The following is a 23,682-nucleotide window of genomic DNA, read 5'->3' as shown; positions in this document are numbered from 1 at the left end:
TCCATGGACCTCGCACTCTTCTCCGTCGAACACTGGCTGGCCTTCGTTGCCGCCGCCGCCGTGCTGCTGGCGATTCCCGGCCCGACCATTCTGCTGGTGATCTCCTATGCGCTGGGCCATGGACGGCAGGCGACCGGGGCGACGGTGGCCGGCGTGGCGCTGGGCGACTTCACCGCGATGACTGCCTCGATGCTGGGGCTGGGCGTGCTGCTGGCGACATCGGCGGCGCTGTTCACCGTGCTGAAATGGGTGGGCGCGGCCTACCTGATCTATCTCGGTGTGAAGCTGTGGCGCGCCCCCGTCTCCGCCGGCGGGCCAGTGGAGATCGGCGCCGGCGTGAAGCCCTGGCGCATCTTCGCGCACACCTATGCGGTAACCGCGCTGAACCCGAAGAGCATCGTGTTCTTTGTCGCCTTCCTGCCGCAGTTCCTGGTCGCCAGCCTGCCGGTGGTGCCGCAGATGATGGTGTTCGGGGTGACCTTCCTGACCCTGGCGACGCTGAACGCGCTGGCCTATGCGCTGCTGGCGCAGGCCGCCCGGCGCACCATCCGCAAGCCGGCGGTGCAGCGCGGCGTGAACCGGGTCGGCGGCTCGCTGCTGATCGGCGCCGGCATCATGACCGTGGCCTGGCGCAAGGCGGGCTGAGCGCCCGCTTTATCCATAAGCACGCGCCATCGGATCGAGCGGAATGACCGGCGGCGTCATCGTCGGCACGCCGCCGCGCCGTGTGCCGCGCTCGATATTGATCCATTTCTCGGCATAGGAATCCGGCAGCAGCCGGCCATCGGGCAGCGACAGCCACAGCCGCATCAGATGGCGCTTCTTCTCCGCCTCGTCCCAGTCGGTGAAGCCGGTGCGGGAATGGAACACGACATGGTTCTGCAGGAACTGGATGTCGCCCGGCTCGAACTGCAGGCGCAGGCAGAACTCCTCCTCCTCGCATATCTCGTAGAACAGGTCGAGCGCGGCCATCTGCGCGTTGGAGATGCGCGGCGCGTCAGGGAAGCGCGCCAGCGATTCGACATATTGCCGGATCGGGGCATAGCCGTTGATCTGGCCGCGATGCCAGGTGAACAACGGCATGCCGAACCAGGGCAGCTTGCCGTCCGGCACCTCGCCGCGCCGGTCCATATAGACCGGCTTGTAGAGTTCCGGCAGCAAATCCGGGCGGCGGCGCATCATCTCGTCATGCACGGCCACCGCGCTGACGATCATGCTCTCGCCGCCTTCCCGCGCGCGGTTGATGCACAACAGCGCCACGACATCGCAGGAATCGGCGTGGAAGCACAGTTCGGCATTGCTCTGGGTCAACCGCTTATTGTCGCCCGCCCGGTCGCCGACATCGATGACATGGGCGATCAGATGGCCATTGCGGTTCTGCGTCACCGGGTCGCCGATATGCCGGCCCAGCCCCCAATAGATGCGCAGCAGCGTCTCGCGGTCATAGCGCCAGACCGGCAGCCCCTTGATATAGCCGAAACCGAGCCCGGAGCGGATCTGCGCGCGCAAGGCTCCCAGCCGCGCCGTCAGCCGGTCGAGCGGGAAATCGTCGCGCTCGATCTCGGTGATGGCGAGGCCGCGCGCGCGGCTATCGGCCACCGCCGCATCGATCTCCGCCACGTCGCTGTCGCTCAGCCGGCAAATCCAGTCGTCGCGCATCATCACCTGCGGCACTGTCCAGGCGGCGCTGCCGCCAACCGGCCCGGCCGGCATGGTGGGCTCCCTGCGCTGTTCCATCGCTCACTCCCCTTCGTCGCGGATGCGGTATCGAGGGCCCCATGACCCGATGGAGTTCAGTATTTTAAAAATTTTGAATTTTGATATTTCTGATCAACTATTTTTATCCATTGGAGCAGAACATGGCCCGGCACCTGCCGACGCTGGAACGGCTGCGCACCCTGGCCGAGGTCGCGCGGACCGGCAGTTTCTCGCTGGCCGCCGACCGGCTGGCCCTGACCCAGCCGGCGGTCAGCAACCATATCCGCCTGCTGGAGCAGCAGGTCGGCGTGGCGCTGCTCGACCGCAGCGGCAGGACCAGCCGCCCCACGCCGGAGGGGGAGATGCTGATCGCCGCCGCCGCCCGTGCCGCCGGGGAGATCGAGGCCGCGCTCGACGCCATCGCCCGGCAGCGGGCGGAACTCGTCGGCCAGCTGGTGCTGGCCACCGGCGCCACGGCGACCCGCCATCTGCTGCCCCCGGTGGTCGCCAGCCTGCGCGACCGGCATCCCGGCATCGATCTGCGCATCCTGACCGGCAACACGGTCGATCTGCTGCCCGGCCTGCTGGAGGGCAGCGTCGATATCGGCCTGCTGACCGCCACGCCCGTCCAGCCCGCGCTGGAAAGCCGGCTGTTCTACCGCGACCGGATGGTCTGCGTGACCCCGGCATCGGAAGCGCCGGGCATGGCCAGCATCACGCCCCGCGATCTCGAAGGCCGGCAGCTCGTGCTGTTCGACCGCGCCGGCTCCATCCGCGGCGGAATCGATGGCTGGCTGACGGAGGCCGATCCGGCGCGGCTCAGGATCACCGATATCGGCAGCGCCGACGCGCTCATCGGTTTCGTGCGTGCCGGTTATGGCTGGACGATCATCTCAGAAATCGTGGCGCGCGGCGATGCGGAGGCCGGCCATGTCGCCATCCGGCCGCTCGACCCGCCGCTATGGCGGGAGATGGTGCTGGTGTGGCGCGCCGACCGGGCCAGCCGGCCGGTGGTGGCGGCGGCGCTGGCGCTTTTCCTGGCCCACGCCACGCCCTGATTGCCCTGGCGGGGGGCAGGAGGTCGCCTCAGGGAACCTGCTTTTCCTCCGACTCGATCTCGGGAATTTCCGTGCGTTCCTCGGGCTCGCTGCCGGTCAGCAGCATCCTGAAACGGCTCCAGCACGATATCGGCGCCGGAGGTCAACAGCGCCTCCGTATCGGCGCCATGGTGCGAGGTCACCACGATCTTGCCGGTGAAACCGGCCGAGCGGCAGACCTGCAACAACGTCGCCTGGGTATCTTCGTAGCTGACGCCCTTGATGTGCATCGGGATGGTCGCAACGATCCATTGCGCGCCGGCCGCCGGACCAGTTGCCGAATCGATCTGCACGACAGCCAGGGAATTGGACGCTGACCTGATCGTCGTCGGAACGCAGGGAAAACCGGCATGTCCCGTGTGATGCTGGGCAGCGTCGCGGAGGGGGTACTGCGCCAGGCCGACCGCGATGTGCTGGCCGTGCCGTCGCCCCTGCCGGGCTGATCCGCCGCTCACCGCAACGGAAAAGGCCCGCGCCATGGAACGCGGGCCTGTCGTTATTGCAGCCGAAGACGTTTACGCCACCGTCAGCGACACTTCGATATTGCCCTTGGTAGCGTGCGAGTACGGGCACACGACATGCGCCTTCTGCACCAGATCCTCGGCGGTCTTCCGGTCGAGGCCCGGAATGGCGATGGTGAGGTCGGCCTTGATGCCAAAGCCCTGCCCGTCATCGCGCGGGCCGATGCCGACCGAGGCGGTGACGCTGGTGTCTTCCGGCACCTTCACCTTCTCCTTGCCGGCGACGAATTTCAGCGCGCCCAGGAAGCAGGCCGAATAGCCGGCGGCGAACAGCTGCTCCGGATTGGTGCCGTCGCCACCGGCGCCGCCCAGCTCCTTCGGAGTGTTGAGCGTAACCGAGAGCGCGCCATCCTTGGTGGCCGACTTGCCGTCGCGGCCGCCGGTGGAGGTCGCTTCCGTGGTGTAGAGGATTTTCATGATCTGTCTCCTTTGAGGCTTCTGCGTGAGGGGTATGCCGGTTCGATGAGTGGAAGATAGGCAGTAATTTATATTGTGTCAAATATAATTTTGCACTATTTATTTGTCAACAACCCTTGCCATTCCCGCCTGCCATCCCTAATGAAGGAGGAGTGACGACAGGAGCAAAGAGCATGAGCGCGAAACCGGACGGAAAAGAGGCAGGTCCACAGCAGGATATGCTGCGGCTGGACACGCAGCTGTGCTTTGCCGCCTATTCCACGGCACATGCCTTCAACCGGCTGTACCGCCCGCTGCTGGAAAAGCTGGACCTGACCTACCCGCAATATCTGGTCATGCTGGTGCTGTGGGAGCGTGACGGGCTGACCGTCACCCAGCTCGGCGAGCGGCTGTTCCTCGATTCCGGCACGCTGACGCCGCTCCTGAAGCGGCTCGAGAGCGCCGGTCGCATCGCCCGCACCCGCGACCCCGCAGACGAGCGCCGCGTGCTCATCACCCTGACCGAGGCCGGAAAGGCACTGCGCAGCGAGGCGCAATGCATCCCGCCGCAAATCGGCGCGGCCCTCGGCCTGACAGCGGCGGAACTGGCGGCGCTGAAGACCGGCCTCGACAAGCTGCGCGCCGCGCTGAACGACAGTGGCGAGGGAAGTACATTATGACCATCCGCATCGTTCGGCTGGGATCGCCCCGCCTGCCCGATGAAGGCACCCGCATCGGCGCGGTACGAAGGCTGCCGCGTGGCGTCCGCAAGGAACGCTATGCCGCCGATGACTGGTTCGATGTCTGGTATCCGGAACTCTCGCCCAGTGCCGATCTGGTAACCAAGGCGCGCGGCGCCGAGACGGACAGGGAATGGGCCGATTTCGTGCGCGCCTTCCGCAAGGAGATGGACGAACCGGCCGCCCGCCGCACGCTCGACCTGCTGGCCGCCCTGTCGAGGGGCGCCCACTTTTCGCTGGGCTGCTATTGCGAGACGGAGGCACACTGCCACCGCTCCGTCCTGCGCGCGCTGCTAAACGAACGCGGCGCGGACGTCACCTAGCTACCGTTAGCTTCCAACCGGCGGCGAAGCGCCGCCCCAGCCTCCAATATGTGCCGGCGCATCAATTCCTCAGCTTCCTCCGGGCGGCCGACGCGCAACGCCTCCAGGATGGCATGATGCTCGGCTTCCGAGCGAGGCTGCCAGCTCAGGTCGCGCCAGGTGGCGAACAGGAACCGCGCCGCCGTGCGCTGAAGATCGTCAATAGCAGACAGCAGGCGCGGCATGCCGCACGGTGCCGCCAGCAGCCGGTGGAAACGCCGGTTGGCTTCCTCCCACAGCTCGATCCGGTCGCTGCTTTCGATTTCCGCCAGCGCAAGTTCCGCCAGTTCCAGATCCTGTGCCGACAGGTTCGGCGCGGCATGGCGCAGCGCCAGCGCCTCCAGTGCCGCGCGCATCTCCGTCACCTCCCGCACCATGGCCGGGTCCAGAGGCGCCACCCGTACGCCGCGACGCGGCTGGCTGACCAGCAGCCCTTGCGCCTCCAGGCGGCGGAAGGCTTCGCGCACCGGAACATGACTGGCGGCGAACTCCACCGCCACATGGTCCTGCCGGACCGGCGCACCCGGCGGCAGTTCACCAGACACGATTCGGGACGCCAACGCCTGTGCAATCCGGCCGGCGACGGAATTGCCGTCCGCGATATCCGTTTGAAGTGATTCCTTATTCATGATTTCATAGATTATCTATAATTTGGAGTTAAGGCCATGGCCCGCAAGCGTCCGTCCCGTCTGCATCATATCGCCGGCATCGGCGTGGACCGTATGGGAGCAATCGCCGACAGGTCGGGCAAGGATTTCCTGCGCCTGGAAAATCTGGATGTCGATATTCCACCAGACCCGGAGGCGGTTGAGCGTACCTGCAAAGCGGCATCGCACGACGACGATAACTCCTATCTGCCTTTCATCGGTCAGACCCATCTGCGTGACGTTGCGGCGCGCCATGTCTCCGACCTGTCGGGCGTGCCCTACAGCGGCGCGCGAAATTGCGTGATTTCTGCCGGCGGCTTGTCCGGCATTCTGAATGCCCTGCTGGCCACCATCGAAGTCGGCGACGAAGTGATCGTTACCGACCCGACCTATGCCGGCCTCATCAACCGTGTGCGGCTTGCAGGTGGCGTACCGAAATTCGTGCCGTTCACCTTCACCCCCGGCGCCGAATGGAAGCTGGACCGGGCAGCGCTGCAAGCCGCCATCGGCCCAAAGGTGACGGCCATGCTGCTGATGTCGCCTTCTATGCCATCCGGCGGTTATCTGGATGCCGGCGACTGGAACCTCGTCGCCGAGCTGTGCGTGGTCAACGACCTGTTGCTGATCCTCGATACGGCGATGGAACGGCTGGTCTATGACAACCGCCCGGTGATCCATCCTGCAGGCCTGCCCGGCATGGCAGAGCGCACCATCACCGTCGGCTCCTCGGCGAAGGAACTGCGCATGATCGGCTGGCGTGTGGGCTGGACCGTGGCGCCGGAGATGTTCTTGCCCGACCTTGTAGCCGTATCGCTGGCCAATGTCGTGGTGCCGGTCGGTATCGCCCAGGATGCCGCCGCCATCGCGCTGGAGCGTTCCCGCACCACCCTTACCCCCTATGTCGCGGAGTTGCAGGCACGGCGCGATACAGTGCTGGAGGAGCTGAAGTACTTGCCGGTTGGCGTGCCGGGCGGCGGCTGGTCACTGCTGCTGCGCGTCAGCGACTTCGACATCGACGGCGAGACCATGTCGCAGCGGCTGCTGGAGGAAGGCGTCTGCGCCACCACTATGGCCGGCTGGGGAGAACATCACGGTCCGCAATATATCCGCTTCGTCTATGCCAACGAACCAGTGCCTCGGCTGAAAACGCTCGGCCAAAGGGTTCGTCGCGCACTGCGGCTGTAATCACCCGAATCGCTATTCCCTCGGCGCGCCCAATATCGTATTTGGCTACCCATGCATCGGCGGCTTCCAGACACCCTCTGGAGCCGCTTTCCAAAAGCCATAGGAGCCAACATGTCGAACCGCAAAGCGCCCGTCGACCATCCGATCCTGCCCCTGATGCAGGAGCGCTGGAGCCCGCGTGCCCTGACCAACACCGCCATTCCGGCAAACAAGGTGCTGACCCTGCTGGAAGCCGCGCGCTGGACCCCGTCGGCCAGCAACATCCAGCCCTGGGGCTTCATCATTGACGAGGCCGGCAGCGCCAGCTTCGAGCAGACGCTGACCTACCTGAAGCCGGGCAACCTGCCCTGGGCGCGCAACGCCGCCCTGCTGGGCATCGCGCTGGTGAACGAGAACCGCCCGGACGGCACCCGCAACCCGCATGCCGAATATGATGTCGGCCAGGCGGTCGCCTTCCTGACCCTGCAGGCGCAGCAGGAAGGCCTCTATGTGCATCAGATGGCCGGCTTCCTGCCGGAGAAGGTGCATGAGCATGCCGGCCTGCCAGAGGGCTGGCGCGCGCTGACCATGTTCGCCATCGGCGGGCTGGGCGATGCTGCGAGCCTGCCGGAGGACATGGCCCAGCGCGAGACCGCCCCGCGCGTACGCAAGCCGCTGGCCGAGTTCTGCTTCCGCGGGACCTGGGGCAAGGCGCTCTGAGCTGACGCCCGGCCGGTTTATCCCTCCCGTGACGGGCTTCCGCGCGGGAGGGAAAACCAGCCTCAACCCAGGACTGTCAACTAACCCTTCAAACCGCCCCAGAAAGATGTCAATATTAATTGACACTCACTGGTCTGGCGGTTGTCATGTCGAAGCCCTTCCCTTTCTCGGCCATCGTCGCCCAGCAGGCGATGAAGCAGGCATTGCTGATGGCCGCCGTAGAGCCTCTGCTGGGCGGTGTGCTGATTTTCGGCGACCGCGGCACCGGCAAATCGACGGCGGTGCGCGCCCTTGCCGAATTGCTGCCGAAGATCGAGACCCGCCAGGGCTGCCGCTATAACTGCCTGCCGAACGAGCCACAGGAGGCCTGCCCGGTCTGCACCCCGTCCAAGGGGGCCAAACCGCCGCCGGTGGTGAAACTTCGTGCGCCGATGGTCGATCTGCCGCTGGGCGCCACGGAGGACCGGGTGTGCGGCGCGCTCGACCTGGAACGCGCGCTGGTCGCCGGCGAGAAGCATTTCGAGCCTGGCCTGCTGGCCGCCGCCAATCGCGGCTTCCTCTATATCGACGAGGTGAACCTGCTGGAGGATCATCTGGTCGATCTGCTGCTCGATGCCGCCGCGTCGGGCGTAAACATGGTCGAGCGCGAGGGGCTGAGCATCCGCCACGCCGCGCGCTTCATCCTGGTCGGCAGCGGCAATCCGGAGGAAGGCGATCTCCGGCCGCAGCTGCTCGACCGGTTCGGCCTCGCCGTCGATGTGAAGAGCATCGACGACCTCGATGCCCGCATCGAGGTGATCCGCCGGCGCGACGCCTACGAGACCGACCCGGACGCCTTCCGCGCCAGCTGGGAGAAGCGCGACGCCGCTATCGGCACGAAGGTCGTGAAGGCCCGGAAGATCCTGCGCCAGGTGCAGATCCCCGACAGTGTGATGATCCGCATGTCGCAGCTCTGCCTCAGGCTTGGCATCGATGGCATGCGCGGCGAGCTGACCCTGATGCGGGCCTGCCGCGCGGCGGCGGCGCTGGATGGCCGGACCGAGGTCAGCTGGGACGACGCCGCCGAGATCGCGCCGATGGTGCTGTGCCACCGGCTGCGCCGCGACCCGCTGGACGATGCCGGCAGCGCGCCGCGCATCGAACGCGCGCTCGCCAGCTTCCACAGTGGAAACGGCCATGCCTAACGGCGCCGCCGCCCTGACCGCTGCGATTTCAACACATCCGGGTGTGACCTACTGGCGCGACGCGCTGCTGGCCATCCGGATCGCGGCGCTGGGCGGGAATGCCATCGGCGGCATCTGGGTGAAAGCCCGGGCCGGCGGCACGCGCGAGGCCTTTCTGGAACGGCTGCGCGCGGCATACCCGGCCACCTGCCCGTGGGTCCGGCTGCCTGCCACCGCGACGCCGGACACGCTGCGCGGCGGCATCGATCTGTCCGCCTCGGCAGCCGCCGGCAGGCTGGTCGCACAACGCGGCCTGCTGGCCAAGGCACAGGGCGGCGTGCTGCTGATCCCCATGTCGGAACGGCTGGAGCCGGCGGCGGGGGCAATCATCGCCGGGTGCATGGACCGGGCGCAGGATCGTTTCACGGTCATCGCCCTCGACGAATCGGCGGAACCGGAGGAGAGCCTGCCGCCTGCGCTGGCCAACCGGCTGGGCCTGCATGTCGATCTCGGCCCGGTCAGCTGGCGCGACACCGAAGCGGCTGACGATGTGCCGGAGGCTGCAGGCATGCCCGACTGGCGGCGCTGTGTCCTTGAAGATTCGCTGCTGCGGCTGCTCGCCAAAACCGCCGACTCCGCCGGGCACCGCTCCCTGCCCGTCCTGCGGCACCTGGCCCTTGTAGCACGCGTGCATGCCGCGCTAATGCGGCGGGAGCGCGCCACGACAGAGGACGTGCTGGCGGCGCTGCGCCTGTGTCTGGGGCTACGGCCCGACCCGCAGCAGGAACAGCCGCAGCAGGAGCAATCCCAGCAGGCGCCTCCGCCGGAGCAGACACAGCAGGCGCAGCCATCCCCCGACAGGCCGCCCCCGACGGAAGATGGGACCGAAACCGAGCCCACCGGCCCGTCCGATATCGACCCGGCCAGCGAATGGCTGAGCGAGGCCGAAGCCGGTTCCATCGACGGGCTGCCGGCCTTCGGCGTCGCGGAGCGATCCGCAGCGCCCCGGTCCCGTGTCGGCAAGGCCGGGGCGCTGCAGAAGAACGCGCGGCGCGGCCGGCCCTTCGGCACGACCGCCTCCCCGCCCTATCCCGACGCCAGGCCGGACCTGATGGCCACGCTGCGCACTGCCGCGCCCTGGCAGCGGTTGCGGCGGCTGCACCGGGACGCCACCCTTGCCGCCCCGCGCCTGCTGATCCGGCCCGAGGATTTCCGTTACCGCCGGCTGCGCCATGCCGCGCCCTCGACAGCGATTTTCCTGGTGGATGCCTCGGGATCGACGGCGCTGGAACGGCTGGGCGAGACCAAGGGCGCCATCGAGCAGCTGCTGGCGCGCTGCTATGTGCGCCGCGACGAGGTGGCGCTGGTCGCCTTTCGCGGCACCGGGGCCAGCATCATCCTGCCGCCGACGCGCTCGCTCACACTGGCCAAGCGCACCCTGTCGGGCCTGCCCGGCGGCGGCCCGACGCCGCTGGTCTCCGGCCTCGATACAGGCTTCGGCCTCGCCCAGTCGGTGCGGCGGCAGGGCGGCACGCCGATCCTCGTCCTGCTGACCGATGGCAGCGGCAACATCGCGCGTGACGGCAGCCCCAACCGCGCCCTGGCCCGCGAGCAGCTGGGACAGGCGGCAGCGCTGTATCGCGGGCACCGGCTGAAGACAATCTGCATCGACATTGCCCGCCGCCCGCGCGAGCAGGTGGCCGCACTGGCCGCCGATCTCGGCGCCGACCATCATGTGCTGCGCCATGCCAGTGCTGCGGCCCTGTCCGACGTGGTCTATGCCTCAATGAGCGAGAGCCAGCCATGAGCGCCGCCAGCTGCCGGCTCGACTGGGAAACGGAGGGCCACAGCTGGCCCTACCGGCAGCACAGCCAGTTTGTCACGTCGGGCAGGCTGACCTGGCACCTTCAGTTCCATGGACCCGCAGATGCGCCGCTGATCCTGCTGCTGCACGGCACCGGGGCGAGCGGCCATTCCTGGCAGCGTCTGGTGCCGCTGCTGGCAGAGCGTTACCGGCTGATGATCCCCGATCTTCCAGGCCACGGTTTCACCACGGCGCGCGGGCGGACCGACCTGTCGCTGGACGGCATGGCCATGACGCTACGCGCGCTGCTGGACCAGCTGGGCCTTGTGCCTGACACGGTGATCGGCCATTCGGCGGGCGGTCCCATCGCCATCGTGCTGTCCGGCATGCTCGACCCACCGCCGCGCCGGGTGGTCGGCATCAATGGCGCCTATCTGCCGATTCGCGGCAACCGCATCTTCTCGCCGCTGGCCAAGGCGCTGTTCGCCAACCCGCTGTCGGCGGCGGCCTTCGCCCTGCTGACACGGGCGACGCCGCTGGCCGGCAATCTGCTGGCCTCCACCGGATCGCGCATCGACCGCGAGAGTGCGGATATCTACCGCCGGCTGATGCGGATGCCGGGCCATGTCCAGGGCGCGCTGGGCATGATGGCCGCCTGGGATCTGGGCGCGCTGGACGACCGGATGCGAAAACTCGACATGCCGCTGATCCTGATCGCGGCGCGCGACGACCCGATGGTGCCGGACAGCAATTCCCGCCACGCCGCCACGCTCGCGCCGCGCGCACAGCTGATCCTGACCGAACATGGCGGGCATCTGCTGCATGAGAGCGAGCCGGCGCAGGTCTGCGGCTGGATCGAGCAGACAATGGCCGGGCCCGACACCAAGGCGGAGGCCAGACCATGAACCTCGCCCCGCCCGAGCGTGACAGCCGCCCGCACGCGGCGATCATCGGTGCCGGTGTGGGCGGGCTGGCGACCGGCGCCTTGCTGGCGGCGCGCGGTTACCGGGTCAGCATCTTCGATCCGCTGGACGCGCCGGGCGGCCGCGCCTACGCCCACAGGCAGGACGACTTCGTGTTCGATGCCGGCCCGACCATCATCACGGCCCCCTGGCTGTTCGAGAAGCTGTGGGAGGATTGCGGCGGGCGGATGCAGGACGATCTGGACCTCCGCGCCTGCGATCCGTTCTATACGATCCGCTTCGATGACGGCACGGTCTTCAACTATTCCGGCGATGCGGCGCGGATGGAGGCGGAAGTCGCCCGCATCGAACCCGCCGATGTCGCCGGTTATCGCGGCTTCATGGAGGAAAGCCGGGCGATCTACGATGTCGCCTTCGCGCAGCTGGCCGACAAGCCGTTCCACAGCTTCGCCTTCACGCTGGGGGTGCTGGCGCGGATGGTGCGGCTGGGCGGCTACCGCTCCGTTTATGACGTGGTCGCCCGGCATTTCCGCAACGAAAAGCTGCGCACCCTGTTCTCCTTCCATCCGCTACTGATCGGCGGCAACCCCTTCACCGCCACATCCTTCTACTGCCTGATCGCGCATCTGGAATCCAGATACGGCGTGCATTACGCGATGGGCGGCACCAACGCGCTGGTGCGCGGCATCGCCAGCCTCGTCGAGCGGCAGGGCGGCACGATCCGGCTGGGCGAGACGGTCGATGCCATCCTGACCGAAGGAAGCCGGGCCACCGGCCTGCGCCTGTCGTCGGGCGAGGAGGTAAAGGCCGATATCGTGGTCTCCAACGCCGACCCCGCCAGCACCTATGGCAGGCTGCTGAAGCACCATCCGCGACGGCGCTGGACTGACCGCAAGCTGGCCCGGGCGCATCATTCGATGAGCCTGTTCGTCTGGTATTTCGGCACCGACCGGCGCTATGAAGACGTCCCGCACCATCTGATGCTGTTCGGCCCGCGCTACCGGGGGCTGCTGGACGACATCTTCCGCCGCAAGCGGCTGGCGGAGGATTTCAGCCTCTACCTGCACCGGCCCACGGCCAGCGACCCGTCGCTCGCGCCCGAGGGCTGCGACAGCTTCTATGTGCTGAGCCCGGTGCCCAACCTGGCCGGCGACACGGATTGGGAGACGATGGCCGAGACCTACCGCGCCCGCATCCAGCAGCGGCTGGAGGAGACGGTACTGCCCGGCCTCGGCCGGCACATCGTCAGTCAGCGCATCGCTACGCCGCTGGATTTCCGCGACCGGCTGCTGTCCTGGCAGGGGGCGGCCTTCGCGCTGGAGCCGCGGCTGCTGCAAAGCGCCTGGTTCCGGCCGCACAACCGCAGCGAGGAGCTGGACAATCTCTATCTCTGCGGCGCCGGTACCCACCCCGGCGCCGGCCTGCCCGGCGTGCTCTGCTCGGCGCGGATCGTCGCCGACCTGGTGCCCGATCCGATGCGACTCCGGGCAGCAGCGGGAGGCCCGACGCGATGACCGACCATGGCAGCACACTTCCCCTGCTGGCGCTGGCACCGCAGCCGCGCCCGGCCTCGGTGAATTACGGCTTCACTGGCGATCTCGCCGATCTGCGCGCCTGTAGCGCCGCGATCCGGCGCGGCTCGAAATCCTTTCACCTGGCCTCGCTGCTGCTGCCGGTGCGGGTGCGCGAGGCGACCCATGCGCTCTATGGCTTCTGCCGTCATTCCGACGATCTGGTGGACGATACGCGCGCCGGCCCGGAGGCGCTGGCCCGGCTGCACGACCGGCTGGAGGCAATCTATGCCGGATCGCCCGCCGCCAACCCGATCGACCGCGCCTTCGCCCGCGTGGTGCGCGACCATGCCATCCCGAAGAGTGCGCCGCTCGCCCTGCTCAGCGGCTTCGCGATGGATATGGAGGGGCGCCGCTATGACAGAATCGGCGAGGTGAAAAGCTATGCGACCGGCGTGGCGGCCAGCGTCGGCATCATGATGGCGATGGTCATGGGGGTGGGCGACGCATCGTCGCTGGCCCGCGCCGCCGACCTCGGCATTGCCATGCAGCTGACCAACATCGCCCGCGATGTGGGAGAGGATGCCCGCAACGGGCGGCTCTACCTGCCGCGCGACTGGCTCGCCGAGGGCGGCATCGACGCCGATGCTTTCCTGCGCCGACCCCGCTTCTCCCCGGCACTGGCCGGCGTGATCCGGCGGCTGCTGGAGGAGGCGGACCATCACTACCGGCTGGGCCATGCCGGCATTGAGAGGCTGCCGCCCGACTGCCGGCTGGCGATCCGCACCGCCGCCTTGGTCTATCGCGAGATCGGCCTGCGCCTTGCGGCCCAGGGCTATGACAGTGTGGGCCACCGCGCCCACACGCCGCTGTCCCGCAAGCTGGCGCTGGTGCTGAGCGCCCGTCGTGCCGATACACCCCTTTCCGGCAGGATCGATGCCGATCTCCCGCCTGACCCCGCCGCCGCACCGCTGGTGGCGGAGGCCACTGGTTCCTTTGCCCTCCTCCGCACCGCCGGCCCGGAGCCATCATCCCTGCCCGGCGCCTCTTCCATCGAGCGCGTGACGCTGATCATGATGCGGCTGGAGCTGAGCGCACGGGAGGAAAACCGCGCCCGGCGCGTCGCTTCCCGGCGCAAGGCAGCAGCACTTGCCTGAGAATTATTTCGGGCTGATCGAGGCCGGCCTCGTCTTCGGGCTGGCGATTGCCTTCTATGTCTGGCAACGCCATGACCTGAAGAAGGCGGAGCGAGAGGCACGCGAGCGTGAGGCCCGTCCCCCGCCCGAGGAGCAAGGCTAGGAGCTGACCCGGCGCGGCATGCGGAAGGGCAGCATCAGCCGCACCAGCGGGCTGGCGAGACGTCGGCAATCCAGGCTTTCCTGCATCATCGCGACCTTCTCCCCGGCCAGAACGGTTTGCACGAGGCTGCGCCGGTAGAAGGGGCTGTCCTCCAGCGCGCGCACCATCTCTGGCGTGGCATCGCTGTCGCAGGATATTCCGGCCCGCACACCCCAGAAGCCACGTGACATCTCCTGACGCTGAATGGCCGGAACAGGCGTGAGCGCACCATCGGTCAGGCGCAGCGCCAGATGCCGTTCGGTACCGTCGCGCAGCCGAGCATCGTAGAGGATGAGGGTATCGCCTGCCGCCGTCCGCCCGCGCGCCCAGTCCCAGCCGGCGAAGTCGCTTTCCAGTGGCCGGTCACCCCAGTTCGAATCGTGATAGCCATGGCCGTTCCAGCCGCCGCCGGGAATGGCATCGGTCTCGACAGTCACGCGACCGGCGGGCAGGCGCGGCGCCCAATGGTGATGGCCTGCAGGATCGAGCGCGAAACTGTCGTTCGTCACCGTATCCGGCACCAGCCGGATGCTGCCGGCGATGCGGCTCGGCAGCAGGCGCTGGCCGGGCCAGGGCAGGGCCATTTCGTCGAAATCGATATGCAGCGCGGTACTGTCGAAGCCTAGACGGCTGCCGCCGATCCGAACTCCGTCGGGACCGCGCGACAGGCTGCCGCGTCCGCGCTCCGTCATCGCCCAGCAGGCGCCGCCCGGCCCATAGAGGGCCACGTTGAAGGCGACATGGTTTTCCGGCTCGCGCCGGCCCGCCCAATGGTAATAGGGCGAGAAGACGGAGCCGATAAAGGCGATGACCACCAGCGCGTACTGGCCGCAATCGCTTACCGCATCGACATACCACCAGCGGTAGCCGCCAGCCGGGACCGGCCGGTCGAACCCATATCCGCCATCAGCCGGTCCGCCGCCAGCTTGCCCGACAGCGCCGCCATCGGCACGCCCGGCCCCGGATGCACGCTGCCCCCGGCCAGATAGAGACCCTGCAGCGGCCCGCGCGATCCCGGCCGGCTGAACGAGGCCATCCAGCCGTGTGAAGCCCCGCCGTACAGCGCCCCGCCGCTGCCCGGATAGAGGGCCGCGAACCGATCCGGCGTGGTGACGATCTGTGCGCTGCGGAGGCGCCCGGCCGTCAGGCCGTTCGCCGCCAGCCGGCGGTCCATTGCGGTAAGGCATCGTTCGATATCGCTTTCCTGATAGAGGCGCCGATCGCCATCCGCCGGCATGTTCATGAGGGCATAGAGCCGCTCGGCCTCCCCCGCCGCCTGGCCTGTTGTCAGCCGGCCGCAGGCGTCGCGGTCCTGGGCGCAGAGATAGATCGTGGGGTCCTCGGGCGGGCGCCCATGGCGGAAGATGGCCTCGAACTCGTCGCGGTAATTGTCCGAGAAGAACACCGTATGGTGCGCCAGAGGCACGCCGCGCGGCCTGGCCGGCCCGCACACCACCAGCGCCGACAGGGACCGCCCGGCTGGCTGCGGCTGCGCCGGCTGGCCGAGCAGAGCTCCCAGCGCGGCGGCATCGCCATTATAGATGACCTGGCTGGCCGGGATGAATTGCCCGCTTTCCAGCTCGACGCCCGTCACGGCCCGCCCGGCACTATCGCCACGGATCGTCCGCACCGACGCGCCATAGCGGAAGGTAACACCCAGCCCCTCGGCAATGGCGGCAAGCCGGCGCGCCAGCGCATGCATGCCGCCCTCCACCAGCCATAACCCGTCCTGCTCGACATGGGCGACCAGCATCAGCGTCGCCGGCGACAGGAAAGGCGAGGAACCGCAATAGGTGGCATAGCGCCCGAACAGCTGGCGCAGCCGGGGATCGGGGAAATAGCGGCCCAGCGCCGACCACAGGGTGGTGAAGGGTTGCAGGGCGAACAGCGCGCCCGGCCGGTGCAGGCCGATGCGGTTCGACAGCGACACCGGGTTGGGCCGCGCCGCATCGATGAAGCTGTCGCGCAGCAGCGCGAATACGCGCGCGCTGTCCTCGGTGAAGCGCCGGAAGCCCTCCGCATTGCGCGCGCCGGCGAAATCACCGATGGCGCGGCGGCTCTCTTCGGGATCGGCGAACAGGTCGAGGCAGGCCCCGCCCTTCCAGTAATGCCGGGCGATCATATCTGCGCGGGTGAGACCTAGCCCGTCTTCCAGGCGCAGCCCGCAACGCGCGAGCAGCGCGTCGAACACCCATTTCATGGTCAGTACTGTCGGCCCGGCATCATAGGCCTGCCCGGCCGTGATGACCTGCCTGAGCTTGCCGCCTGGCCCCGCCGCCGCCTCCAGCACCAGCACCCGATAGCCGGCAGCCCCCAGCGCGATGGCAGCGGCCAGCCCACCGGCCCCGGCGCCGATAATGACGATCTTCGGTGTATCCGCCTTGACCATGGGCCGTTCCGGACGAGGCATTTTGAGTCTAGGTGTCAATTATTTTTTACAGTATACTATGTATAAGTAAATTTACAAACGTGCGCAGGGAGACCGCCCATGGATATCGCTGAGCGCATCGAAACCGGCCTTCACATGGCCTTGCATCATGCCACATCCGGCAGTTGCCCGGCCAAGCTGGCCGGCGCCCTGCGTCATGCGGTCTTCCCCGGCGGGGCGCGCATCCGGCCCCGGCTCTGCCTCGCCGTGGCGCTGGCCTGCGGCGACCGGCACGCCCGCGCGGCAACGGCGGCGGCGGTGGCTATCGAGCTGCTGCACTGCGCCTCGCTGGTGCATGACGACATGCCCTGCTTCGACGATGCGGCGGTGCGCCGTGACAAGCCGACCGTCCATGTCGCCTTCGGCGAGGAGATCGCGCTGCTGACCGGTGACGGGCTGATCGTGGCCGCCTTCGAGACGCTGGCGCGGGAGACCATGCTGACACCCGCGCTGACCGCGCCGCTGGTCGCCACCATCGCCACGGCGGTCGGATCGCCGCACGGTCTGGTCGCCGGTCAGGCGTGGGAGAGCGAGCCGGACATGCATCTCGGCAGCTATCACCAGGCCAAGACAGCCTCGCTGTTCATCGGCGCGGTTTCCGCCGGTGCCATCGCCGCCTCCGGCAATCCGCGCGACTGGATCGCCCTCGCCAAGGCGCTGGGCGCGGCCTATCAGGTGGCCGACGATCTCTACGACGCGGTTGGCGAAACCGGCAGCATGGGCAAGCCGGCCGGCCAGGACCTGCGCAACGGCAAGCCGAACATCGTCGCCGAACTGGGCGTGGAGGATACGCTGCGGCATCTGCGCAAGCTGGTCGAGACGGCAGCGGACAATGTGCCGGACTGCCCCGGCGCGGAGAGCATGAAGGCAATGATCCGCAAGGAGGCGACGCGTCTGATGCCGGCCAAGCTGCCCGCCAGCGCGGCATAAGGCCCGCCGTGGCAGGCGGCGCCGGCATAGCGGAACCCGCGCGGGAGACGCAACCGGCCCCGCCGCCATCCCTGGCGATCCGCCTGCGGCACTGGCGCAATCGCCAGATCGGCTCGCCCGGCTTCCGGCGACTGATGGCCCGCCTGCCGGTTACCCGCTGGATCGCCAGCCGCAAGGCCAACCATCTGTTCCGGCTGACCGCCGGCTTCGTGCACAGCCAGATCCTCGGCAGCTGCGTGCGGCTGGGCCTGTTCGGCCTGCTGGAGGGCGGCGGCCAGACGACCGGCGCGCTGGTACAGGCCTGTGGCCTCGCCCCCGCGCGGCTGCGGCTGCTGCTGGAGCAGGCCGAGCGGCTGGCGCTGGTCCGCGAGATGGCGCCGGATTTCTGGATGCTGGACGATGCCGGCGCGGTGATCGCGGGCGATGCCGGGCTGGCCGCGATGATCCGCCACCATGACATTTTCTACCGTGACATCGGCGATCTCGACGGGCTGCTGCGCGGCGTGGCCGGCGACACCGAGCTGGCCCGCTTCTGGGCCTATGCGCGCGGCGAGGGTGCCGCCGGGCTGGATGCGGCAGCGGTGGCCCCCTACTCATCCCTGATGCGGCTCAGCCAGGCGATGATTGCCGATTGCGTGCTGGGCGCGCATGATTTCAGCCGGTACCGCTGCCTGCTGGATGTCGGCGGCGGCGATGGCGCCTTCCTGGCCGAGGCCGGCAGGGCGCATCCCGCACTCGAATTGCGGCTGTTCGACCTGCCCGCCGTCGCGGAACGGGCGCAACAGCATCTGGCCGACCTGGGCTTGGCGGGCCGCAGCCGCGTGCAGGGCGGCGACTTCGTCCAGGACCGCCTTCCCGACGAGGCCGACTGCGTCACCCTGATCCGCATCCTGTGCGACCATGATGATGACCGGACCCGCCGCATCCTCGGTAACCTGCACCGCTCCCTGAAGCCCGGCACGCATCTGGTGGTGGCGGAAGCGATGGCCGGCCCGTCAGAGGGCGCACGCCTCGCGGCCAGCTATTTCTCGCTCTACTTCCTCGCCATGGGGTCCGGTCGCTGCCGCGGCACGGGCGACATCATGGCCCTGCTGACAGAGGCCGGATTCCAGGCGCCCCGCATCGTACAGACCGCCAATCCGCTACTCGCAACGCTGATTGTTGCGCGCCGTTGACGGCAGATTCCATCCTTAATGTGTAAATATTAATTGACACTCTTAAATGTAAATTTACTATGACAGTACGCATTTGGGTTTCTGCTGTCCGAAAGGACACAAGTCATGCAAACCGACGCTATCATTTTCGAGAGGCCTGGGACGCTCGACGTCCGGCGCGTGTCGCTCAGCCGGCCCGGTGAAGGCGATGTCGTTGCTGAAACCCTGTTCAGCGGCATTTCCACCGGCACCGAAAAACTCCTCTATGAAGGCGCCATGCCCAGCTTCCCCGGCATGGGCTACCCACTGGTTCCCGGCTATGAGTCGGTGGCACGGGTGGTCGAGGCCGGCCCCGCTTCCGGGCGGCGCGTCGGCGAGACGATCTTCGTGCCCGGCGCCAGCTGCTATACCGACGCGGCCGGCCTGTTCGGCGCCAATGCCGCCCGGCTGGTCGTTGCCGGCGTGCGCACCGTGCCGGTCGATCCGCAGATCGCCGAGGAGGCCACCCTGCTGGCCCTGGCCGCTACGGCGCATAATGCCGTCAGCCGGGCCCGGCAGGCACCGGGGCTGGTGATCGGCCATGGCGTCGTCGGGCGGCTGGCAGCACGCATCATCACCGCGCAGGGCCACGAGCCGCCGACCGTCTGGGAGACCGCCTCCGAGCGCCGCGACAGCGGCGGGCTCTACCCGGTCATCGATCCGTCGGAAGATGTGTCTGGCCGCTATGCCGCCGCCATCGAGGCCAGCGGCAATATGGCCGCCCTCGATGCCGCCATCGCCCGCCTCAGCAAGGGTGGCGAGGTGGTGCTGGCCGGCTTCTATGGCGAGCGCGTGTCCTTTGGCTTCGTGCCGGCTTTCATGCGCGAGATTTCCGTTTCCATCGCCGCCGAGTTCCGGCCCGCCGACATTCAGGCCGTCCTGAGCCTCATCGAGGCGCAGCGCCTGTCGCTGGCCGGCCTCATCACCCATCACGCAGCGCCACAACAGGCGCAGACCGCCTATCGGACAGCCTTCACCGACCGAAGCTGCCTGAAAATGGTGATCGACTGGAGGAATGCCGCATGAAACTCGACACAGGCGCCGCTGCCCGCCGTGACATGCACCAGGATCTGCGCGCGGAAGCCGCCATCGAGCCCGACGCCCCGGCAACCGGCCCGGTGACCAAGGAAACCCAGATCATTGCGATCTATGGCAAGGGCGGCATCGGCAAGAGCTTCACGCTGGCCAACCTGTCCTACATGCTGGCGCGGCTGGGCAAGAAAGTGCTGTTGATCGGCTGCGACCCGAAGAGCGACACCACCTCGCTGCTGTTCGGCGGGCGCGCCTGCCCGACCATCATCCAGACCGCCTCGCAGCGCAAGGAAGCCGGGCTGGAGGTCAGCATCTCCGATGTCTGCTTCAAGCGCGACGGCGTGTTCGCCATGGAGCTGGGCGGCCCGGAAGTCGGGCGCGGCTGCGGCGGGCGCGGCATCATCCACGGCTTCGAGACGCTGGAGAAGCTGGGCTTCCACGACTGGGACTTCGACTATGTCCTGCTCGACTTCCTGGGCGACGTGGTGTGCGGCGGCTTCGGCCTGCCGATCGCCCGCGACATGTGCCAGAAGGTCGTCGTCGTCGGCTCGAACGACCTGCAATCACTCTATGTCGCCAACAATGTCTGCTCGGCGGTGAAGTATTTCCGCAATCTGGGCGGCAATGTCGGCGTCGCCGGGCTGGTCATCAACAAGGATGACGGCACCGGCGAGGCGCAGGCCTTCGCAGAGGCGGTCGGCATCCCGGTCCTGGCGGCGATTCCGCAGGACGAGGATATCCGCCGCAAGAGTGCGAATTACCAGATCATCGGCTCGCCCGACTCGCAATGGGGGCCGCTGTTCGAGGCGCTGTCGATCAACCTCGCGGAAGCCCCGCCGGTTCTGCCGACGCCACTCGACCAGGACGGGCTGCTGGGGCTGTTCGACTCCAGCCAGACCGGTGCCGATTACAGGCTCATTCCGGCCACGGCGGAAGACATGTGCCCGGCCGGCGCGCTGAACAAGCCGTCCCTCGAAGTCATCTACGACACCGTCTGAGCCGAGGCACATCTTATGGACGACCTCACCCTCCAGCTTGACCGCGACACGCACCGCGAGACCGATTCACCGGTCGCGGACAGTAGCGCCGCCGGCTGTCATGGCGGGGCGGAACTGTCCAGGGCGGCGGCCCGCGCCGCCGGCAATGACGCGCTGATGGACCGGTTCGAGACCGACTATCCGAAAGGCCCGCACGACCAGCCGCAATCCATGTGCCCGGCCTTCGGCTCACTGCGCGTCGGCCTGCGCATGCGCCGCGTCGGCACCATCCTGTCGGGATCGGCCTGCTGCGTGTATGGCCTGACCTTCACCTCGCACTTCTATGGTGCGAAGCGGTCGGTCGGCTATGTGCCCTTCAGCTCGGAGACGCTGGTCACCGGCAAGCTGTACGAGGACATCGTCGATGCCGTCCACCTGATGGCCGATCCGGCGAAATACGACGCCATCATCATCACCAATCTGTGCGTACCCACCGCCTCGGGCGTGCCGCTGCAGATGCTGCCGAAGGACATCAACGGTGTGCGCATCGTCGGCATCGACGTGCCGGGCTTCGGCGTGCCGACCCATGCCGAGGCGAAGGATGTGCTGTCCGGCGCCATGCTGGCCTATGCAAGGCAGGAAGCAGCCTCCGGGCCGGTGCAGCGCCCGCGCGGCAACCGGCAGGACAAGCCGACCGTGACGCTGGTGGGCGAGATGTTCCCCGCCGACCCGGTCGTCATCGGCGCGATGCTGGACCCGATGGGGCTGGCCGCCGGGCCGACTGTGCCAGTGCGGGAATGGCGCGACCTGTATGGCGCGCTGGACTGCGCGGTGGTGGCCGGCATCCATCCTTTCTACACCGCCAGCTTCCGCGAATTCACAGCGGCGGGCCGCGACATCGTTGGCTCCGCCCCGGTCGGGCTGGAGGGGACGGATGCCTGGCTGTCGGCCATCGGCGCTGCCTGCGGCGTTGCCCAAGCGAAGATCGATGCCAGCCGCAACGCTATGCGCGGCGCCATCGGGGCCGCATTGCCCGGCAACCGCATCAAGGGCCGGATCACCCTGTCGGGCTATGAAGGTTCCGAGCTGCTGGTCGGCCGGCTACTGGTCGAGCTGGGCGCCGATCTGCGCTATGTCGGCACCGCCTGCCCGAAGACGAAATATAACGCCGCCGACGCCGAGTGGCTGGCGGCAAAGGGTGTGGAGCTGCGGTTCCGCGCCTCGCTGGAGCAGGACATCGCCGCCTTCGAGGAATTCCGCCCCGACCTCGCCATCGGTACCACCCCGGTGGTTCAGAAGGCGAAGGAAGCGGCGATCCCGGCGCTGTACTTCACCAACCTGATCTCGGCCCGGCCACTGATGGGCCCGGCGGGCGTCGCCTCCCTGCCGGCGGTCATCAACGCCGCCATCGCCAACAAGGCCCGGTTCGACGCCATGAACGCCTTCTTCGAGGGCGTGGGGAGCGGCGACACGGCGGGCATCTGGCAGAACGTGCCGGAAGACCGCAGTGCCTACCGCAAGAAATACGCCGCGCGCACCAAGCAGTCGCGCAACGCCGTGGACAGTGGGGAGAGCGTCGGATGCTGATCCTCGACCATGACAGGGCCGGCGGCTACTGGGGCAGCGTCTATGCCTTCACCGCGATCAAGGGGCTGCAGGTCATCATCGACGGGCCGGTCGGCTGCGAGAACCTGCCGGTCACCTCGGTGCTGCACTATACCGACGCGCTGCCGCCGCATGAGCTGCCCATCGTGGTCAGCGGCCTGTCCGAGGACGAGCTGGGCCAGCACGGCACCGAGGGTGCCATGAAACGCGCCCGCCAGGCGCTGGACCCCGACCTGCCGGCGGTGGTCGTCACCGGCTCCATCGCCGAGATGATCGGCGGCGGCGTGACGCCCGAAGGCTCCAACATCGTGCGCTTCCTGCCGCGCACCATCGACGAGGACCAGTGGCAGAGCGCCGACCGCGCGATGAAATGGCTGTGGACCGAGTTCGGCCCCAAGGGCGGCAAGGTGCCGGCGGCGCGCAAGCGCGCGGAAGGGGCAAAGCCCAGGGTCAATATCATCGGGCCGATCTACGGCACCTACAACATGCCCTCCGACCTGGCGGAAATCCGCCGGCTGGTGGAAGGCATCGGCGCGGAGATCAACATGATCTTCCCGCTCGGCAGCCATGTGGACGATGTGCGCCGGCTGGCCGACGCCGAGGTGAATATCTGCCTCTACCGCGAATTCGGCCGGCTGCTGTGCGAGACGCTGGACCGGCCCTATCTGCAGGCGCCCATCGGCATCCAGTCCACCACATCCTTCCTGCGCCAGCTGGGCGAGCTGCTGGGCCTCGACCCGGAGCCCTTCATCACGCGCGAGAAGCACACCACGCTGAAGCCGCTGTGGGATTTGTGGCGCTCCGTCACCCAGGATTTCTTCGCCACCGCCAGCTTCGCCATCGTCGCCAACGAGACCTATACGCGCGGCGTGCGGTTCTTCCTGGAAGAGGAAATGGGCCTGCCCTGCAGCTTCGCGGTGCCGCGCAAGCCGGGTGCGAAGACCGACAATGTGTCGGTCCGCGACCTCACCCTGTCGAAGACGCCGATGATCCTGTTCGGCTCCTTCAACGAGCGCATGTACCTGGCCGAGACCAGGGGGCGCGGGCGGTTCATCCAGTTGTCCTACCCCGGTGCCATCGTGCGGCGCCACACCGGCACGCCGGTCATGGGCTATTCCGGGGCGTCCTGGATGATCCAGGAAGTCTGCAATTCCCTGTTCGACGTGCTGTTCGACATCCTGCCGCACGCCAATGAGCTAGACGCCATCGAGGCGACCGCCGCCCGTCCGCAGGGCGAGCTGCCCTGGACCGACGAGGCCCATGCGGCACTGGCCGACCGCATCAACAGGGAACCGGTTCTGGCGCGGATTTCCGCCGCCAAACGTCTGCGCGACGCCGCCGAGCGCGAGGCACGTCGCCTCGATGCGGCGGAAGTCGCCAAGCGGCATGTCGTTCATGCCGCGCAATCCATCGGAGCCTACGCATGAGCAACG

The 23,682-nt window shown here is 67.9% G+C and carries 24 protein-coding genes and 1 pseudogene; 20 read left to right on the top strand and 5 right to left on the bottom strand.

Features of this window, described 5'->3' with window-relative positions; translation table 11 throughout:
* The first annotated feature begins 3 nt into the window (after nucleotides 1–3).
* Complete coding sequence (locus tag MK313_RS09175; protein ID WP_287781015.1) at nucleotides 4–645, top strand: LysE family translocator; 642 nt, start codon at nucleotides 4–6, stop codon at nucleotides 643–645.
* A gap of 9 nt (nucleotides 646–654) precedes the next feature.
* On the opposite strand, the gene MK313_RS09170 is transcribed toward MK313_RS09175, so the two are convergent.
* Nucleotides 655–1,737: a TauD/TfdA family dioxygenase gene (locus MK313_RS09170; RefSeq protein WP_287781013.1), complete on the bottom strand. Its 1,083-nt coding sequence runs from the start codon at nucleotides 1,735–1,737 to the stop codon at nucleotides 655–657.
* A gap of 122 nt (nucleotides 1,738–1,859) precedes the next feature.
* Between MK313_RS09170 and MK313_RS09165 the strand changes: the two genes are divergently transcribed.
* The 3 genes and pseudogenes from MK313_RS09165 to MK313_RS18205 all read left to right on the top strand — a co-directional run bounded on the left by MK313_RS09165 (nucleotide 1,860) and on the right by MK313_RS18205 (nucleotide 3,238).
* A complete protein-coding gene (locus MK313_RS09165) occupies nucleotides 1,860–2,756 on the top strand; it encodes a LysR family transcriptional regulator (RefSeq protein ID WP_287781011.1) in 897 nt (298 codons plus the stop codon).
* A 71-nt stretch (nucleotides 2,757–2,827) separates the two neighbouring features.
* Nucleotides 2,828–3,112 carry a hypothetical protein gene (locus tag MK313_RS09160; protein WP_287781008.1) on the top strand — a complete coding sequence of 95 codons (285 nt, stop codon included), beginning with the start codon at nucleotides 2,828–2,830 and terminating at the stop codon, nucleotides 3,110–3,112.
* Nucleotides 3,018–3,238 (top strand): annotated as a pseudogene (locus MK313_RS18205) (universal stress protein). Before MK313_RS09160 ends, MK313_RS18205 begins: the two are co-directional and overlap by 95 nt.
* A 72-nt stretch (nucleotides 3,239–3,310) precedes the next feature.
* On the opposite strand, the gene MK313_RS09150 reads toward MK313_RS18205, so the two are convergent.
* On the bottom strand, nucleotides 3,311–3,733 hold the full coding sequence (locus MK313_RS09150) for an organic hydroperoxide resistance protein (RefSeq protein WP_287781004.1): 423 nt from the start codon (nucleotides 3,731–3,733) through the stop codon (nucleotides 3,311–3,313).
* A 173-nt stretch (nucleotides 3,734–3,906) separates the two neighbouring features.
* Between MK313_RS09150 and MK313_RS09145 the strand changes: the two genes are divergently transcribed.
* Nucleotides 3,907–4,392: a MarR family winged helix-turn-helix transcriptional regulator gene (locus MK313_RS09145; RefSeq protein ID WP_287781002.1), complete on the top strand. Its 486-nt coding sequence runs from the start codon at nucleotides 3,907–3,909 to the stop codon at nucleotides 4,390–4,392.
* Complete coding sequence (locus MK313_RS09140) at nucleotides 4,389–4,775, top strand: DUF488 domain-containing protein (protein ID WP_287781000.1); 387 nt, start codon at nucleotides 4,389–4,391, stop codon at nucleotides 4,773–4,775. The genes MK313_RS09145 and MK313_RS09140 overlap by 4 nt, the downstream gene beginning before the upstream one ends.
* Here the strand turns inward: MK313_RS09140 and MK313_RS09135 are convergent.
* Nucleotides 4,772–5,443, bottom strand: coding sequence for a GntR family transcriptional regulator (locus tag MK313_RS09135; protein WP_121220584.1), 672 nt, complete (start codon nucleotides 5,441–5,443; stop codon nucleotides 4,772–4,774). The two genes, MK313_RS09140 and MK313_RS09135, sit on opposite strands and share 4 nt — an antisense overlap.
* 36 nt (nucleotides 5,444–5,479) lie before the next feature.
* On the opposite strand from MK313_RS09135, the gene MK313_RS09130 reads away from it, so the two are divergent.
* The 8 genes from MK313_RS09130 (at nucleotide 5,480) to MK313_RS09095 (ending at nucleotide 14,045) form a co-directional block, all read left to right on the top strand.
* On the top strand, nucleotides 5,480–6,646 hold the full coding sequence (locus MK313_RS09130; protein ID WP_121220582.1) for a pyridoxal phosphate-dependent aminotransferase: 1,167 nt from the start codon (nucleotides 5,480–5,482) through the stop codon (nucleotides 6,644–6,646).
* Nucleotides 6,647–6,757: 111 nt separating this feature from the next.
* Nucleotides 6,758–7,345 (top strand): nitroreductase family protein, encoded by a 588-nt coding sequence (locus tag MK313_RS09125; RefSeq protein ID WP_287780996.1) that lies wholly within the window; start codon nucleotides 6,758–6,760, stop codon nucleotides 7,343–7,345.
* 146 nt (nucleotides 7,346–7,491) lie between these two features.
* Nucleotides 7,492–8,529 carry a magnesium chelatase ATPase subunit I gene (gene bchI / locus MK313_RS09120; RefSeq protein WP_121220578.1) on the top strand — a complete coding sequence of 346 codons (1,038 nt, stop codon included), beginning with the start codon at nucleotides 7,492–7,494 and terminating at the stop codon, nucleotides 8,527–8,529.
* Nucleotides 8,522–10,315, top strand: coding sequence for a VWA domain-containing protein (locus tag MK313_RS09115; RefSeq protein WP_287780994.1), 1,794 nt, complete (start codon nucleotides 8,522–8,524; stop codon nucleotides 10,313–10,315). The genes bchI and MK313_RS09115 overlap by 8 nt, the downstream gene beginning before the upstream one ends.
* Entirely contained in the window at nucleotides 10,312–11,217 is a 906-nt protein-coding gene (gene bchO, locus MK313_RS09110; RefSeq protein WP_287780992.1) for an alpha/beta fold hydrolase BchO, read from the top strand. The genes MK313_RS09115 and bchO overlap by 4 nt, the downstream gene beginning before the upstream one ends.
* Nucleotides 11,214–12,749, top strand: a complete 1,536-nt coding sequence (locus MK313_RS09105; protein ID WP_287780990.1) for a phytoene desaturase — start codon at nucleotides 11,214–11,216, stop codon at nucleotides 12,747–12,749. Before bchO ends, MK313_RS09105 begins: the two co-directional genes overlap by 4 nt.
* The gene (locus tag MK313_RS09100) at nucleotides 12,746–13,903 is read left to right on the top strand and encodes a phytoene/squalene synthase family protein (protein ID WP_287780988.1); all 1,158 of its coding nucleotides are present in this window, start codon (nucleotides 12,746–12,748) and stop codon (nucleotides 13,901–13,903) included. The genes MK313_RS09105 and MK313_RS09100 overlap by 4 nt, the downstream gene beginning before the upstream one ends.
* Nucleotides 13,896–14,045, top strand: a complete 150-nt coding sequence (locus tag MK313_RS09095; protein WP_287780986.1) for a hypothetical protein — start codon at nucleotides 13,896–13,898, stop codon at nucleotides 14,043–14,045. Before MK313_RS09100 ends, MK313_RS09095 begins: the two co-directional genes overlap by 8 nt.
* Here the strand turns inward: MK313_RS09095 and MK313_RS09090 are convergent.
* Together MK313_RS09090 and crtD are read right to left on the bottom strand one after the other, a co-directional pair.
* Nucleotides 14,042–14,899 (bottom strand): carotenoid 1,2-hydratase, encoded by an 858-nt coding sequence (locus MK313_RS09090; RefSeq protein ID WP_287780984.1) that lies wholly within the window; start codon nucleotides 14,897–14,899, stop codon nucleotides 14,042–14,044. The two genes, MK313_RS09095 and MK313_RS09090, sit on opposite strands and share 4 nt — an antisense overlap.
* Before the next feature lie 23 nt (nucleotides 14,900–14,922).
* A complete protein-coding gene (gene crtD, locus MK313_RS09085; RefSeq protein ID WP_287780982.1) occupies nucleotides 14,923–16,473 on the bottom strand; it encodes a 1-hydroxycarotenoid 3,4-desaturase CrtD in 1,551 nt (516 codons plus the stop codon).
* Between the two features lie 99 nt (nucleotides 16,474–16,572).
* Here crtD and MK313_RS09080 point away from each other — a divergent pair, with 99 nt between their 5' ends.
* The 6 genes from MK313_RS09080 (at nucleotide 16,573) to bchZ (ending at nucleotide 23,676) form a co-directional block, all read left to right on the top strand.
* Nucleotides 16,573–17,442, top strand: coding sequence for a polyprenyl synthetase family protein (locus MK313_RS09080; protein ID WP_287780979.1), 870 nt, complete (start codon nucleotides 16,573–16,575; stop codon nucleotides 17,440–17,442).
* Between the two features lie 8 nt (nucleotides 17,443–17,450).
* On the top strand, nucleotides 17,451–18,617 hold the full coding sequence (locus tag MK313_RS09075) for a methyltransferase (protein WP_287780976.1): 1,167 nt from the start codon (nucleotides 17,451–17,453) through the stop codon (nucleotides 18,615–18,617).
* 105 nt (nucleotides 18,618–18,722) lie between these two features.
* Nucleotides 18,723–19,661 carry a chlorophyll synthesis pathway protein BchC gene (bchC, locus tag MK313_RS09070; protein WP_287780975.1) on the top strand — a complete coding sequence of 313 codons (939 nt, stop codon included), beginning with the start codon at nucleotides 18,723–18,725 and terminating at the stop codon, nucleotides 19,659–19,661.
* On the top strand, nucleotides 19,658–20,665 hold the full coding sequence (locus MK313_RS09065) for a chlorophyllide a reductase iron protein subunit X (RefSeq protein WP_008944433.1): 1,008 nt from the start codon (nucleotides 19,658–19,660) through the stop codon (nucleotides 20,663–20,665). The genes bchC and MK313_RS09065 overlap by 4 nt, the downstream gene beginning before the upstream one ends.
* 15 nt (nucleotides 20,666–20,680) lie before the next feature.
* Nucleotides 20,681–22,231 carry a chlorophyllide a reductase subunit Y gene (bchY, locus tag MK313_RS09060; protein WP_287780973.1) on the top strand — a complete coding sequence of 517 codons (1,551 nt, stop codon included), beginning with the start codon at nucleotides 20,681–20,683 and terminating at the stop codon, nucleotides 22,229–22,231.
* The gene (gene bchZ, locus MK313_RS09055; protein WP_287780971.1) at nucleotides 22,225–23,676 is read left to right on the top strand and encodes a chlorophyllide a reductase subunit Z; all 1,452 of its coding nucleotides are present in this window, start codon (nucleotides 22,225–22,227) and stop codon (nucleotides 23,674–23,676) included. The genes bchY and bchZ overlap by 7 nt, the downstream gene beginning before the upstream one ends.
* The last annotated feature ends 6 nt before the right edge of the window (nucleotides 23,677–23,682 follow it).

The organism is Oceanibaculum sp. (assembly GCF_022449305.1).
Taxonomy (GTDB): Bacteria; Pseudomonadota; Alphaproteobacteria; order Oceanibaculales; family Oceanibaculaceae; genus Oceanibaculum; species Oceanibaculum indicum.
Note: the sequence above shows the minus strand (reverse complement) of the source record. Positions and strands in the feature narration are given on the sequence as shown.